At 39.1% G+C, this 13,640-nt stretch carries 12 protein-coding genes; 4 read left to right on the top strand and 8 right to left on the bottom strand.

Annotated elements, in window-relative coordinates; all coding sequences use genetic code 11:
• Positions 1-217 precede the first annotated feature (217 nt).
• The 5 genes from arsB to J4N25_RS14520 all read right to left on the bottom strand — a co-directional run bounded on the left by arsB (position 218) and on the right by J4N25_RS14520 (position 6,196).
• The gene (gene arsB, locus J4N25_RS14540) at positions 218-1,291 is read right to left on the bottom strand and encodes an ACR3 family arsenite efflux transporter (RefSeq protein ID WP_207420395.1); all 1,074 of its coding nucleotides are present in this window, start codon (positions 1,289-1,291) and stop codon (positions 218-220) included.
• Positions 1,291-1,707 (bottom strand): arsenate reductase ArsC, encoded by a 417-nt coding sequence (locus J4N25_RS14535; RefSeq protein WP_207420394.1) that lies wholly within the window; start codon positions 1,705-1,707, stop codon positions 1,291-1,293. Before J4N25_RS14535 ends, arsB begins: the two co-directional genes overlap by 1 nt.
• Positions 1,708-1,731: 24 nt before the next feature.
• Positions 1,732-2,295 carry a DUF6428 family protein gene (locus J4N25_RS14530; protein WP_207420393.1) on the bottom strand — a complete coding sequence of 188 codons (564 nt, stop codon included), beginning with the start codon at positions 2,293-2,295 and terminating at the stop codon, positions 1,732-1,734.
• 50 nt (positions 2,296-2,345) lie between these two features.
• Positions 2,346-2,675 (bottom strand): ArsR/SmtB family transcription factor, encoded by a 330-nt coding sequence (locus J4N25_RS14525; protein WP_207420392.1) that lies wholly within the window; start codon positions 2,673-2,675, stop codon positions 2,346-2,348.
• A gap of 110 nt (positions 2,676-2,785) precedes the next feature.
• The gene (locus tag J4N25_RS14520) at positions 2,786-6,196 is read right to left on the bottom strand and encodes a response regulator (RefSeq protein WP_207420391.1); all 3,411 of its coding nucleotides are present in this window, start codon (positions 6,194-6,196) and stop codon (positions 2,786-2,788) included.
• 226 nt (positions 6,197-6,422) lie between these two features.
• Between J4N25_RS14520 and J4N25_RS14515 the strand changes: the two genes are divergently transcribed.
• A complete protein-coding gene (locus J4N25_RS14515) occupies positions 6,423-7,715 on the top strand; it encodes an esterase-like activity of phytase family protein (protein WP_207420390.1) in 1,293 nt (430 codons plus the stop codon).
• Positions 7,716-8,076: 361 nt separating this feature from the next.
• Positions 8,077-8,853, top strand: coding sequence for a GNAT family N-acetyltransferase (locus J4N25_RS14510; RefSeq protein WP_207420389.1), 777 nt, complete (start codon positions 8,077-8,079; stop codon positions 8,851-8,853).
• A gap of 71 nt (positions 8,854-8,924) precedes the next feature.
• Here the strand turns inward: J4N25_RS14510 and J4N25_RS14505 are convergent, their stop codons facing one another.
• Positions 8,925-9,530: a class I SAM-dependent methyltransferase gene (locus J4N25_RS14505; protein WP_207420388.1), complete on the bottom strand. Its 606-nt coding sequence runs from the start codon at positions 9,528-9,530 to the stop codon at positions 8,925-8,927.
• 115 nt (positions 9,531-9,645) lie between these two features.
• Entirely contained in the window at positions 9,646-10,008 is a 363-nt protein-coding gene (locus J4N25_RS14500; protein WP_207420387.1) for a hypothetical protein, read from the bottom strand.
• A gap of 445 nt (positions 10,009-10,453) precedes the next feature.
• Between J4N25_RS14500 and J4N25_RS14495 the strand changes: the two genes are divergently transcribed.
• Both J4N25_RS14495 and J4N25_RS14490 read left to right on the top strand, forming a co-directional pair.
• Positions 10,454-10,918 (top strand): hypothetical protein, encoded by a 465-nt coding sequence (locus J4N25_RS14495; protein WP_207420386.1) that lies wholly within the window; start codon positions 10,454-10,456, stop codon positions 10,916-10,918.
• A gap of 200 nt (positions 10,919-11,118) precedes the next feature.
• Positions 11,119-13,338 carry a monovalent cation:proton antiporter family protein gene (locus J4N25_RS14490; protein WP_207420385.1) on the top strand — a complete coding sequence of 740 codons (2,220 nt, stop codon included), beginning with the start codon at positions 11,119-11,121 and terminating at the stop codon, positions 13,336-13,338.
• Between the two features lie 112 nt (positions 13,339-13,450).
• Here J4N25_RS14490 and J4N25_RS14485 read toward each other — a convergent pair whose 3' ends face one another.
• On the bottom strand, positions 13,451-13,603 hold the full coding sequence (locus J4N25_RS14485) for a hypothetical protein (protein WP_207420384.1): 153 nt from the start codon (positions 13,601-13,603) through the stop codon (positions 13,451-13,453).
• Positions 13,604-13,640: the final 37 nt, after the last annotated feature.

Raw genomic sequence — 13,640 nt, 5'->3', positions numbered from 1 at the left:
TTGTTATTACTTTAAATGTTTTTTGAGTTTTTGTTACCTGTGGAAGGTTCTGGTAGTACTTTTTGCATCAACCCTAGCCTTTCTTAAGCAAGCTGGCAATTCAATCCTTGGTCCTACCACTATCGGCTTTTCCACTACCCGATGTTCTAACTGATAATTCCGAGCCCACGAACTACTCCTATTCGGTTTCACAAGTATGCTCATTGCAGTTATTTTACTACATTTTATCATCTCTAAAATATTTTTCTCTGAAATAGAACGCAACATTTACCAAAGCTATCAGTGCGGGTACTTCCACTAATGGTCCAATTACTCCGGCAAAGGCCTGGCCTGAGTTGATTCCAAAAACTCCAATAGCCACAGCAATTGCCAGTTCAAAGTTATTTCCCGTAGCAGTAAATGCAATCGAAGTACTTCTGGAATAGTCTGCCCCGAAGTGCTTACCTATAAAGAAACTGGCAACGAACATCAGTACAAAGTAAACCACCAAGGGAATGGCTATCCTTATTACGTCCATAGGGATTTGTACGATCAGTTCTCCTTTTAAACTAAACATGATAACAATCGTAAATAAGAGCGCTATAAGGGTGATAGGAGAAATTAAGGGAACGTACTTTCTCTGAAACCACTCTTCCCCTTTCATTCTGATCAGAGAATAACGACTGATAATTCCCAATGCAAAAGGTATTCCCAGATAAATCCCGACGCTTTCAGCAATCTGAGCAATAGTGATATCAATCTGTAGCGACTTTAAACCAAAGAATGGTGGTAATACAGTGATAAAAATGTAGGCATACACACTATATAACAGCACCTGAAAAATACTGTTAAGGGCAATCAAACCAGCGCCGTATTCCCGGTTTCCTTCCGCCAGCTCATTCCAGACCACTACCATTGCGATACACCTGGCCAAGCCAATTAATATTAATCCGACCATATACTCCGGATAGTCTGCAAGAAATAAAATAGCCAGAAAAAACATAATAACGGGGCCAACTATCCAATTCAAAAACAAGGATGCTCCCAGTACTTTAGTGTCCTTAAATACTTCGCCCATATTCTCGTATTTAACTTTAGCGAGAGGCGGATACATCATCAGGATCAGGCCAATTGCCAGGGGGATATTCGTAGTTCCAGAAGAAAAAGAATTGATGAAGTTAGCTGAAGATGGAAAGGCGTAACCAACCACAACCCCTATTGCCATTGCCAGGAAGATCCATAAAGTAAGGAAGCGGTCTAGGAAACTTAACCGCTTCCGTTCTGCCGCTGGGGTACAATTAGTTGCACTCATTAATTTAAGTGTTGACTTACAAAGTCTTGTGAATAAACCTTAATCATGTCTCTAACCCTTCTAAACTCTTCCAGAATTTCCTCTTCGGTTCCAATCGCCTTCGCGGGATCAGGAAAGTTATAATGGAATTTCTGCGCATTGCTTGGGAAATAAGGGCAACGTTCTTTGGCATTGTCACAAACGGTAATTATATAATCGAAGGGAATATTAAAATACTCGTCAACGTTATTAGAGGTGTTACCAGAAATGTCAATATTATCCTCTGCCATAATTTTAATTGCCCTTGGATTTACTCCGTGGGTTTCTACACCCGCACTGTATATTTTTGCCTTTTCTCCCGCAAAATGTTGTAGATATCCATCGGCAATTTGACTGCGGCAACTGTTGCCCGTACATAATACTAGTATATTCTTCATTTTTAATTTGGTCTTTTTTATAATCTAGCAGCAGCCTGCTCCAGGTGTGCAACACCTTTCGGCTACCAGGTTCTTAAGTTCAATCTTAGGTTTTTCAACTACCTGGGGCGAGCAGCATACTTCTTCACCATTGGGAGTTCCGCAAGTTTGATTTCTTCCTAAAGCTTTACATTGCACGCTATCTGCTTGTAGATTTACGATTAGATTTTCTCCCTCTGCAGCAATACTAAAAGGAAACATTTGACGGGTATCAAACCTTGAATTTCCAAATTCTACTTTCAGCTCCGCTAAAGGATCAAGCACTATCGCTTTTTCTACAAGATCAATAATAGACATTGCTTTACTTGCCGTCATCGCTCTTTCCTGTTGTTTTTCTTCAGGTTCCCATAGCTGAACGATCACTTCTGTCCAGGTATTAACTTTCCCTCCGCAATCAACTGAAGTTATAGGAGCCAGTTTAATTTCAGTAATATGATAGGAAGGTTTTACCCATTCACCGTCCGCATACTGAAACTGTAGACTTAGATGGGGATAATTGGTAAGCTCTGCTTTGAAAGCCTCCCAGCTCATTGCGTTTGGATTGTTCATATGCTATAATTTAATTATCGTAATTTTACGATAAATTGGTTTAAAAATTTTTAACAGCAGTTTTGAGGTCCTTTGTAGGAGGCAAAGAAGCCACCTATCTGTCTTTCAAGGATTCTCCAATTTTCGGCATGAATGCAATAACATACGCTTACACCTTCAATGGTTCCCTGAATTAGGCCGGCATTCTTTAGTTCCTTCAAATGTTGTGAGATAGTCGCTTGTGCAAGTCCCAGTTCATTTACCAGGTCTCCACAAATACAAGCATTAGCTTTAATAATCTCCTGAAGAATGGCAATCCGGGCAGGATGAGCAATAGCCTTTAGCATTACGGCCAGCTTATTCTGTTCTTCGGAAAATATTTCAGTTTTAGTTATTCCCATTGATATCGCAATATTACGATTAATCTTATTATTTCACAAGGGTGTGTGACGTTTTATTAGAAAACACCTATTTTGGATATCTACCCTTCATTTATGAATAGAAAAATAAATTAAACTGCTGTTAAGCTCAGAAGACGGGTCATTAATTCGACAAGGGCGTCAACATCTACAGGCTTTGAAATATACTCATCTGCACCCACTGCCAAACATTTATCTCGGTCGTCTTTCATGGCTTTCGCTGTTATCGCTATAACAGGTAGATCCAAAAATCTGCTATCCTTTCTTATTGCCTCAATAGCTTCGTACCCGTTCATTACCGGCATCATAATATCCATCAGTACTAGATCTACATCAGGATTTGCATCCAACTTCTCTAATGCCTCTTTACCATTATATGCAATCTCGAACTTGAAATTCGCACCCTGGAGGGCACTGGTTAATGAAAATACGTTCCGGATATCATCATCTACTAGCAAAATAGTTTTCTCTTCAGTAATAGCCTCAAGTAACGATTCACTTGTTTCTTTTTTCTTTTCCTTTACCGGGCTTGTTTTCAACTTATCGATAAAAAGGTTCACTTCTTCAACTAGTCTCGTATTGGAGTGCTGCGTTTTAAATACCATCGAATTAGTATACCTGTTTACCCGCTCTAAAGTATTACGATCAAGCTCCATAGCAGTATTTATTACAACAGGAATTTCTTCGTTGCGACCATTTGATTTAATTTGATCTAAAAGATCCAGACCCGATATATCAGGTAGATTGATGTCAAGGATTATACAATCGAAGTCACTTTGATTTGTGAGATGGTCGATTGCCTCTTTTCCTGTAAAGGCCTGAATAACTTCAATGCCGATGCCGGATAATTGAGAAGTAAGAACGTCACTTTGAACCTGATGATCTTCAATCAGTAGTACCTTTTTCAAATGCATAACCTTTAGTCCAAACAGTGAATCGAGAGCATTTTCAAGCTGTTCTTTTTCAATTGGTTTTTTTAGAAATCCAAGCGCCCCTTCAGTGATTGCCTTAGATGAATTCTCTTCTTTTGCCGACATTAAATGTACAGGGATATGATGCGTTTGAGGATCTGTTTTTAATTGTTTAAGCACAGACCATCCATCAACAACCGGTAACATGATGTCCAACAGAACAGCGTCGGGTTTCGTTTGCCGGGCCATCTCTAGACCTGCATCACCACTTTCTGCAATTGTTGGAATTAATCCTCTTTCAATACAGATCTTTTCAACGATCATTGCAAAGTTCCGATCGTCTTCAATAATCAGTACGGTTTTACTTGTATCTGCTGATGAATTTCCTTCAGCAGGAGCTATATCTAATTGCTGCTGGGTTGGGACAGGATGCAGATCTTGAGTAAAGGAAATAATGGATGGTAATACCAAGCTAAAAGTACTACCTTCTCCCGGTCTGCTTTCAAGTGTTATTTCACCTCCAAGTAGCTGTGCAAGTTCGCGACTGATAGACAAACCAAGACCAGTTCCCCCGTAAATCCTGCTTGTTGATCCGTCGGCTTGTTTAAAAGCTTCAAAAATTGTTTGATGCTTATCTTCAGGAATTCCGATTCCTGTATCTTGAATAGCAAATCTTACTTTCCAATCCTCACCCTCATTATAAGTATCTATCTTCACCGTTACAGACCCGCGATCTGGTGTAAATTTAAAGGCGTTAGAAAGAAGGTTTTTCAATACCTGTTCTAATCTTCGTTCGTCGGTTACTATTGCGGCAGGTACAGCAGGCTCTGTTAAAATATTAAATGATATTCCTTTTGATTTCGCTGTTTGTGAAAAGAACATTTCCATTCGTTGCTTCACCTCCTTAATAGCTACCTCCCTAACGTCAAGCTCAACCTGGCCTGCTTCAACCTTCGCAAGGTCGAGTATGTCATTGATCAAGGCAAGCAAATCGCCACCCGCAGTGTGTATTACCTTGGCATACTTTACTTCTTCCTCATCCAAGTGGGTTTTTTTATTCTCAGAAAGGATCTTAGCAAGTATGAGTATACTATTAAGAGGAGTCCTTAATTCGTGACTCATGTTAGCAAGGAACTCTGATTTATATTTATCAGCCTGTTCTAGTTCTGCCATTTTTATGGAGATGGCTTCTCTGGCCAATTCAATAGCATTGTTCTTTTCTTCCAGCAAGCGGGCTTTGTCAAGCAATTCGGAATTTGCCTGTGATAATTCTTCTTGTTGTACCCTTAGTTCTTCTTCCGAAGATTGTAATGCTACAGTTTTCTCAAGAAGTTCTTCGTTGGTCATACGTAACTCCTCATGCTGATTTTCTAACTCACTTGCTTGTCTTTGGGCTTCAGCATATAATTCTTCTATTTTCTGCCTTGACTGTACTGCATGAATAGCAATACCAACGCCATCCCCAACTCTTTCTATAAAAAGGAGATCAAGAGCAGTCGGTTTGTTTACAAAACCCAACTCAATTACTGCAATCAATTTCTCGTGGTAAATAATTGGTTGCATCAACACGTGTTTCGAGTTTATTATGGAAAAGCCTCCCTCAACACTGCGTAGTTCTTCATTCAATTCTTCAATCAATACACGCTTTTTATCAATTGCTGCCTGCCCTATTAGACCTTCTCCAACCTCTATAGCTGGCTTTAGCGCTTTGGCGTAGCCGTACTTCCCTTTAAGTACAAGTAGATTTGTTTCTTTGTCAAAAATGTAAACCGATCCAATACGTGCTGAACTAAATTCGCATATTCCCGAAAGAATGGTGTCCGATAATTCTTCAACGCTCAACTCTCCACGCATAGACCTTTCTAACGACGAAGTGCCCTTTAGAAGCAAGTTCTGTTCAGTGTTCTCCCTCGAAACTTTCTCTAATTGCATGTTGGATTGCATCAAGCTCTCCTCAACTTTCTTTTGAGTAGAGAAACTTCGTGTGATAAATAAGAATAATAGCGATATTAGGAGAATTATGAAAAAGCTACCTATGTAGAAAAATCGGATAGTTTTTGATGAATTATGGTCACTTTCATTCCTCCGTTGATTAAGCAATAGGGATTGATTAAGTTTAATTTTTTCAACCAGGCTTTCGAGGCGGTCTAATGTAGTGTCTTCAGCTAACAATTCTTTGGCTTTTTCCGTTCCATCAAGGTTCGCAACCCACAGCACCCTGCTTAAAGCAAAAAGCTTTTCGTCTACATTGGCTTTTAGAGAATCAGCAGTAGCTTCGTCCCTCCTGTCTTCATTTAATAAAAATACAACACGATCCACAGAAGGATTAATCTTGCTTAGTGCGTTATTGTACTTATCCAGGTAGCTTTTTTTACCTGTTGCAATGTAGCCTCTTATATTGCTTTCTGCTTCAACAACATTAAATACTGCCTGGTTAGTAAATTTTAATATCTCTTGGGTATGATCTACAGCAGCACCGTCCTTTTGGAAATCTCCAATACGACTATAAGCGATGTAAACTCCAATGAGAACAGCAATAATTGTTAAAATGAAGCCTACTAAAATTTTTTGGTGGAAAGAGAACCTGATCATACTTGGAATAAATGGACTAAGAGTATCCTATCTTCAAAAATCTTAAGTTTATTCCTATTTTTCTATCATTTCGGCGGATTTAATAAAAACTTAATACATAATGTTGAAATATTATGTAAAATCAATTGTTTCTCTTTTAATCTTTTTGATTAATTGCTTTATATAGTTTTAATGATAATTTTATACAGCCTCCCTTGCTTTGTCTGAAATTCAATCAACGTTTTCAATGAACAAACAAGTACTAAGTTTTACTGCGGCTTTAACTATAGCCTTAACCTCTTGTAAAAAGGACAATAATGAAACTAAAGCTATCGAGTACCCTACAATGGCCGAAGCTGTGGATCCAGCAGTTCTATTTACAGCGAGTAATGGTGTAAAAGTGTACAATGGCGGCTATGGCTCAGCTGTAGCAGTAGACCCTGCATCTCCTGACGTATTTTATATGCTAACAGACCGGGGATCGAATGTAGCCGGTCAGGCAGCTAACTCAATTATCATCGGGAAGCCCGATTTCGCTCCTCAAATCGGTAAATTTAGATTGAAGGATGGCAAGCTAATGCTCGAGCAGGTTATTGAGTTAAAAAACTCAAGTGGAGCTAAACTTAATGGGCTTCCTAACCCTGCAGGTATGGGGGCCTCCGGTGAAACAGCCTACGATTTAAGTGGAACGGTACTTACGCCAAGTCCAGACGGAATTGATTCAGAGGGCCTTGTTCGAATGGCTGATGGATCGTTTTGGGTTAGCGACGAATACGGGCCACACTTGGCACATTTTGATGCGAATGGTAAAGCGCTGGAGCGAATTAATCCATTCGGTAACGGACAAGGAGGTCGCCGTATCCCCGCTGTTTTTGCAACTCGAAGGGCTAATCGTGGGATGGAGGGTTTGACAATCACTCCTGATGGTAAAACTTTGGTTGGAATTATGCAATCACCCATGTATAATCCATCAAGAACGGCTGTTTCCAACTCTGTTGTAATCCGTATCCTTACTTACGATATTTCCAGTGGTGCCACCAAACAGTATGCCTATTTGATGGAAAGCACTAGTCTTACAGGCGTAAGTGAAATTGTTGCAGTGAACAGCACCACATTTTTAACTTTAGAAAGGGACGGACTTTTTGGAGGAGCGCCAACTAATCCTGCTGCATTCAAAAAAGTGTTCAAAATAGATCTATCATCAGCCACAGACATTTCTGATCCTACAAATGGTGCAAATGGAAAGCTATTTGGCGGAAAAACAGTAGAAGAATTAAATAATGCTGCTGGATTGACTGCAGCAGGTATCACTCCTGTAAGTAAGGTGCTTGTACTTGATCTTCTTAGAGATCTGCCATCTGTTTATCCGCATGATAAAGCGGAGGGACTTGCTCTTCTTCCTGGAAATATTCTTGTTATTTCCAACGATGACGATTTTGGTGTAGTAGATAATGGTGCCAGCGGATTTGCACAAAAGATGTTACCTATTACAAATAAAGTAGATGGAAACAGATTATACTTTGTTAAGATCAATTTGTAATAATTCATCTGCAATTTCTAGAAAATATTGAAACTTCAGGCGCTATAAATGGCGCCTGTTTTATTTAACCCCTTAGTATTCTCTCTATTAGGTGATATATGCAAATCTCTTGCTGTTATGTTAACCTCTATCAGACTTAGCAATTCAACAGCCTAATGACCATTAATGTCGTACTATTCATTTAGGTAATATTTGGCGTTTAGCAACAAGATGGGATCTATGGCTTGTACTAAATTTGTGTTTTACCATTAGGATAATTAGCTGTGGGAAAATGACAATACTCATTTAATAATATTCTCTTTATACGTAAATTTAGGAGTACCTCCAGGCATACGCCGGCATCGGGAATCAAATCTTAAGAATGATGGAAAGCTTTTTAGACCTTAATCTCGAAAATATCTCGAATGAACATATTTGTTGTGCCATTTCGGACAAGAAATGTACGGAAAGCTACGAAGCAAAGAAAGAATGGCTACGTGGAGAGTTTAAAACCGGATACGTCTTTCGCCGGTTAAACGCAAGAGCAAAAGTGTTCATAGAGTATGGACCTTCTGAACTAGCTTGGGTGCCCGTTGAGGCACCAAACTACTTTTTAATCAATTGTTTTTGGGTTTCCGGTCAGTACAAGGGCAAAGGCTACGGGAAGGCGCTCCTCCAATCCGCTATGGATCATGCCAGGAATAATGGAAAAAACGGGCTGGCAACTGTTGCAGGTAAAAAAAAGTTTCATTTTATGAGTGATACCAAATGGCTGATCCAACAGGGGTTTGAGGTTTGTGATTCGCTTGAAATGGGATTCGTTCTTTTAGTGAAAAAAATTAATCCTTGTGCAGAAAACCCAAAATTTAAGACCAAGCTAGATTATCAGAGCATCCAGACGAACGGCTTGGTTGCCATTTATTCAAACCGTTGTCCCTTTGCGGAATTTCATGTTAAGACTTCATTGGTTAAAACAGCAGCGAAGCGACATCTTCCGTTAACAGTGATTAAGCTAGAAACAATGGAACAAGCACAATGCGCCCCCAGCCCTGCAACTATTTTCAGCTTATTTTACAAAGGGAAATTCGTTACAACCGATATAAGTGCTTGTATGGATAACAGATTCGACAGAGTGTTGTCCGACTTCCTTAAATACTAATTCTTCAATCATTTAAATGCCTTCGGCATCTCATCAAAGATGTTATGGGTACAACAATGGGAATTCAATCATCAAACGCTCTTACGACACTTTATGAGATAAAAAGGATAGTTCTCCTCTACCTTGCTGACTTCAAACAGGCCTGCATCTCCAAATTCTTCTTGTATGGTTCCTTCGTCATAGAAGAACATTTTTACCCCACCAAACATTTCAAACCTATCTTCACTAATTTGCCTCCCCCGCCCATAGGTTGTTGCCTGTTTCGTTATAGTGGTAAAAGCCATCCATCCGCCGCCCTCAAGTTGATTATAGCAGGCTTGGATCAGTCCTTTTCGTTCTTCCTGATCCAATAAGTGAATTAGGGCATAGCAATATATTCCATCATATTTTTTATCATCAAAGGGCATTTCCGTTACAGAGCCATGGTAAATAGAAAGATAATTCCCGAAATGTTTTTTCGCAATATTTATTGCCGTTTCTGAAATTTCAATTCCTGTTACCGACATCCCATGGTTAAGAAATATTTTAGCATTACGACCATATCCGATTCCTGGAATCAAAACTTGCTTTACTCCGTTATTAACAAAAAGATCCTTAATCAGCAAAGTAGATTTAGAAGGTTCAGGTCCCCACATTTCTTGCTTCTCCTTAAATGCTTCTTCCCAAAATTCTGTCATCTTGGTATTGTTAAATTTTCATAGTATGTGATTCCCCTAAGCACACTCTCCTGCCATTTAGAATCATTTTCTGCAATTATAATAGTTGCAAAGTTAAATTTATACCCTTCATTTTCTACACCTTTCGAGTCATCAACATGAATATCAATTCCAAAGGCGGGCGGTATTTTGAATAATTTTTTCTGTGTTCTCTCATTTCTTTATCATGAACTCGTTGGTTTATCACCCTTTTTATTCGAATTCCATGGGAGAAGAACATCAGCTTGATTTTCACTATAGAACGGAAAGATGTTGTGTAAATATAAATAGAGTGTCCGTCTTGTCCGAGCTTTTTGAAAAGATCAATTGTTCCCTTCCTGATTTGCTCAATTCCTAGAACCTTTTGATATAAAGATTGCTTTTCTGTTTCAAATGTCTTTACTCCCGGAATAAGGAGATCATCGAGGTCAAAAGAGAGGGTCATTGTCTTTTTTTTCATCAATATATTTACCATTATTGTCTGGTCATAAGTTATCCTAGCTACCCTAAAATACAAAAAATACTCATAACTGGTTAGGTCAGCGTGTCTGGTTTATTTGAATTCGAACTCCCACAGGTCAATGCCTGGCAAGGTAGGCAAGAACAAAGGCCCATTTTACATTCGGGCTGCTTATCCGTTATTAAAATCGGTCAATAATATGAAGAATATGATCAATAGCTTTTTCTCATTGTCTCGAACTAAAGGGGTAAATTATTCCTGGACCAGAATTTGGGTAGAAAGTGAAGTTGTAAAGGGGCGGCTTTTCCTTTTTTTATACCCCGATTAAAGAAATGAGGATAACGCCCCATTACTTATATTATAAAATCGTTAATTCAAAAGATCTAACATTTAATAGGTAAAGACTTGTGTTTCTTGGGTGGTTCTCCCCGTCAGTTTGAAAAAAATGCTCTTAAAAAGTAGGTTTTATCAATCTACTTATCTGCTTCATGCTTTTCAAAAGACATTAATTAGAACTAATTCCCCTAGTTTTGCAACAATGAAGTTGAAACAGATCCTTGCTGCTTTTAAGTACCTGGCGCTATTTGCGTTCTGGGTGCTTTCGTTGGGGTATGTTTTCAAATTAAAACAGGATGTTAGAGGGAAGGTTTTTGATTATAAACAGGAGTATTCTTCTTTTAAGGACCAGTCGAAGCACCATGGAAAGCTTTTACTTAACCATCTACCGCGATTACAAATCAATCTTAAGGATCAAAACTTAAAATCCTTCATTCCTGTATTTAATTTAAATGCAAATTCGGGATCCTTCTTAGCCTCGTTCTACGCGCCCGATTCTGGCTATTTCAAGATCATTCACCTGTTTTTTTTAAAACATCAAATCCTACTATACCCCTTCCATTCTTTATGGTAGATGGAGAATTCAAAGGTTATTTAATCCCCTCTTACCAGGGAACTTGAGTTTTTTATCACACTGAAAAACATTGAATCTGTTTCACTAAATGTAGCAATTGCCTGTGGGCCACTGTTTGATTGATTATACCCTTATTACTAACTAACACTTTGTGCCTTTCTTTATTTTAACTGGAAAGGCATTCATAAAATATTTCGCTGATGGTACATTTACCTCAATTAATAACTGACCTCGGACTTATTCTTGGCGCTGCCGCTATTACTACCCTAATATTCAAAAGGATTAAACAACCGCTTGTACTGGGCTATATCCTAGCCGGATTTCTAGTTGGTCCTCATTTTTCTTTTATTCCTACAGTTTCAGAGGAAAAAAGTATAGCTATCTGGGCAGAAATTGGGGTGATCTTCCTGCTCTTCAACCTTGGGCTCGAATTCAGCTTTAAGAAATTGTTGAAAGTTGGTGGTGCGGCTTCTATAACCGCTATTGTGGAAGTTGTTTTCATGCTCCTTTTTGGTTTCCTATCTGGAAAGGCCCTTGGATGGAATACTATGGATAGTATTTTCCTCGGTGGTATCCTTTCTGTTTCATCTACTACAATTATAATAAGAGCTTTTGACGAGTTAGGTGTAAAACATAAGCAATTTGCGCGTCTGGTATTTGGAATCCTTATTGTAGAGGATCTGGTTGCAATCTTGCTCCTCGTATTGTTAACCACTATTGCAGTTAGCCAAAACTTCGCTGGCTTGGAAATGCTAGAATCTATCCTTAAGCTGGGCTTTTTTCTGGTTCTGTGGTTTGTCTCAGGGATATTTCTTATACCTAGTTTGCTCAAAAAGGTTAGTCGTTTCATGACAGATGAAACAATGTTGATCCTTTCGCTTGCCCTTTGCCTGGCCATGGTTATTTTCGCAACAAAGGCTGGCTTCTCTCCTGCTCTAGGTGCATTTATTATGGGTTCTATTCTCGCAGAAACTGTGTATGCTGAAAAGATTGAACATCTTACGCTTTCAGTAAAGGACCTTTTTGCAGCGGTTTTCTTTGTTTCTGTTGGAATGCTTATCAATCCTCAGGTTCTGGTTGATTATGCTGTACCTATTTTGGTTATAACAGTTGTTACAGTCGGCGGAAAGTTCTTAAGTTCCTCACTGGGTGCCCTACTATCCGGACAGCCCTTAAAAACCTCGGTGCAAGCAGGAATGAGTCTCGCTCAAATCGGAGAGTTTTCCTTTATAATAGCTACCCTTGGCCTAACCCTTAAAGTTACCAGCGATTTCCTTTATCCTATTGCCGTGGCTGTTTCTGCTCTTACCACTTTTACTACGCCTTACCTGATCAAGGCTTCAAATTCCTTCTATGGCGCCTTGGAGCGTAACCTGCCTAACCGTTGGATTGCTGCAATTAATAATTACAGTACAAGCACCCAAGGTATTACTACTACAAGTGATTGGGAGATCTTACTTAAAGCATATGTGGGGAATTTCTTTATTCAGTCAGTTATCCTTATTGGGATAATCGTGCTTGTTTCTCGGGTTGCCATGCCCTTCGTTCTTCGACATATTGAACAGGATTTGCTGGCAAAAAGTATTGTCTTTACACTGTCAATGATCCTTATGGCACCATTTCTCTGGAGTCTTGCAGCGAAAAGAATTGAGAAACGTGCTTATTCGCACCTTTGGTTAAATACTCAATATTCTCGTGGTCCTTTGGTTGCATTAGAACTTCTAAGACTAGTGTTCGCTATCACCTTTGTTGCATTTTTAGTTACTAGTATTTTTGAAACTACTATAGCAGTAATTATTTTAACCGGCTTGGTCGTTGCTGTCTTAGCTATCTTCTCATCAAGGTTGAACAGCTTTTACAACCGGCTGGAGAACAGGTTCGTTTTAAATTTTAATGCCCGGGAGGTTGAACAGTCTCAGAATAAAATTATTCCCTGGGATTCGCACTTAGCTACAATGCAGGTTTCTGCAAACTCTTCTTTCATCGGTCGCACCCTTATTGAGCTTGCTATTCGCGAAAAATATGGCGTTAATGTTGCTATGATTGAGCGTGGTAAAAGGGTAATTACAACGCCAGGAAAAGACGAACGTCTATTTCCGTACGATAAATTGACTGTAATTGGAACAGACGAGGAACTTGCTACTTTAAAGCATCTCCTGGAAACCGAGGAGGATGAAGATCCGAAATACGATTACCGAAATAATATTCAACTTCATAAAGTGCCAATATCCTCCCGATCTCCTCTGTGTAACAAAAGTATAAGAGATTCCTCCGTCCGAGAACAAGCACAGGGACTGCTGGTAGCAGTTGAACGGGAAGGTAAAAGGATATTGAATCCAGAAAGTTCTTTTATACTTAGAGAAGGCGATATGATTTGGATGGTGGGCAACCGTGCTAAAATAGAAAGCCTTTTTTTCTGAAAGTTTAATTGTTTTTAAGAGGACAGAAAGTACCTCTCTAAAACTTTCATCCTTCGTTTGTGAGTTTCTGCTCATGGAGGTTTCTCTTGAATATCAAGGTTTGGAGCTGGAATTAAATATATTCCAGCTCCATTTCATCGAACAATCTGTCCTTTCCGTGATCTATGGAAACCACAATTTTCTCGCCTTTTTGGTAGGGGAAAGCTACAATGCCTGTTTGTCCAGTTGCAATTACTCTTACTTTTGATAATACTTTGAAAAACATAGCAACTCCTTACTAATACTAATAAGACAAAGTTATA

This window comes from Desertivirga brevis, assembly GCF_017355835.1.
The sequence above is the reverse complement of the archived record's forward strand: the minus strand, read 5'-3'. Positions and strand labels throughout refer to the sequence as shown.

Excerpts from the sequence above, each read along its gene's own strand:
- arsB (WP_207420395.1), bottom strand. The coding sequence starts at position 1,291 with ATGAGTGCAACTAATTGTACCCCAGCGGCAGAACGGAAGCGGTTAAGT.
- J4N25_RS14535 (WP_207420394.1), bottom strand. The coding sequence starts at position 1,707 with ATGAAGAATATACTAGTATTATGTACGGGCAACAGTTGCCGCAGTCAA.
- J4N25_RS14530 (WP_207420393.1), bottom strand. The coding sequence starts at position 2,295 with ATGAACAATCCAAACGCAATGAGCTGGGAGGCTTTCAAAGCAGAGCTT.
- J4N25_RS14525 (WP_207420392.1), bottom strand. The coding sequence starts at position 2,675 with ATGGGAATAACTAAAACTGAAATATTTTCCGAAGAACAGAATAAGCTG.
- J4N25_RS14520 (WP_207420391.1), bottom strand. The coding sequence starts at position 6,196 with ATGATCAGGTTCTCTTTCCACCAAAAAATTTTAGTAGGCTTCATTTTA.
- J4N25_RS14515 (WP_207420390.1), top strand. The coding sequence starts at position 6,423 with ATGAACAAACAAGTACTAAGTTTTACTGCGGCTTTAACTATAGCCTTA.
- J4N25_RS14510 (WP_207420389.1), top strand. The coding sequence starts at position 8,077 with ATGATGGAAAGCTTTTTAGACCTTAATCTCGAAAATATCTCGAATGAA.
- J4N25_RS14505 (WP_207420388.1), bottom strand. The coding sequence starts at position 9,530 with ATGACAGAATTTTGGGAAGAAGCATTTAAGGAGAAGCAAGAAATGTGG.
- J4N25_RS14500 (WP_207420387.1), bottom strand. The coding sequence starts at position 10,008 with ATGAAAAAAAAGACAATGACCCTCTCTTTTGACCTCGATGATCTCCTT.
- J4N25_RS14495 (WP_207420386.1), top strand. The coding sequence starts at position 10,454 with ATGCTCTTAAAAAGTAGGTTTTATCAATCTACTTATCTGCTTCATGCT.
- J4N25_RS14490 (WP_207420385.1), top strand. The coding sequence starts at position 11,119 with ATGGTACATTTACCTCAATTAATAACTGACCTCGGACTTATTCTTGGC.
- J4N25_RS14485 (WP_207420384.1), bottom strand. The coding sequence starts at position 13,603 with ATGTTTTTCAAAGTATTATCAAAAGTAAGAGTAATTGCAACTGGACAA.